This is a genomic window from Tsukamurella conjunctivitidis (assembly GCF_007858475.1).
Classification (GTDB): domain Bacteria; phylum Actinomycetota; class Actinomycetes; order Mycobacteriales; family Mycobacteriaceae; genus Tsukamurella; species Tsukamurella conjunctivitidis.
The window spans coordinates 1-653 of the sequence record NZ_VIGX01000121.1 but is presented as its reverse complement, the minus strand read 5'-3'; the positions used below and the strand labels follow the sequence as shown (position 1 = coordinate 653).

Below are 653 nucleotides of genomic sequence, written 5' to 3'. Positions count from 1 at the left end.
TACTCCTCCAGCGGCATCACAGCCAGGGTGAAGTGTGAGGACCCGCAGGTCAGGCTGACCTTCTGCCCCTCGAGGACCATGTGGACGGGCTGGTTGGGAAGGGACTTCGAGATGTCGGCGAGCAGGCGCCCGGAGACCAGCACCTCACCGTCCTCCTCGACCTGGGCGGGAACCTCGGAGTTCGCCGAGACCTCGTAGTCGAAGGAGGAGAGTGTCAGTTCCTGGTCGTGGGCATGGATACGCACACCTGCCAGGATCGGGGTGGCCGGGCGGACCGGGAGTGCTCGAGCCGTCCAGGACACTGCCTCGGAGAGGACGTCACGAGCGACGGTGAACTTCATTGCCGGGTCCCTCCAGATGATTCGGATGTGCCGTCCAACTCTACGCGACGGGGGCACGTCATGGGGACAACCTCCAGAGCCGGTCAGTGGTGGGGCGCATGCAGGGGATGCGGGGGCCGGGACACTTGAAGGCTGTCCACATCATTCTTGGAATTACAAGAATCGTCACCGTCACAGGGTGTGTGGAAACTGTGGAGAACCGCTTCCTTCCCCGTCGTCCCAACGAATTGGGATGTGCATGTGCCCTGGGCACGAGATGTGGATGTGGCGGGGTGGGCTGTGGAGGAAACATGTCATTCATCCGGGCATCCA

Annotated in this window: 1 pseudogene; it reads right to left on the bottom strand. The window is 62.6% G+C overall.

What is annotated here, in order from left to right:
* Nucleotides 1-341, bottom strand: a pseudogene (locus FK530_RS24655) (DNA polymerase III subunit beta); the annotation flags it as partial.
* Between the last annotated feature and the right edge of the window lie 312 nt (nt 342-653).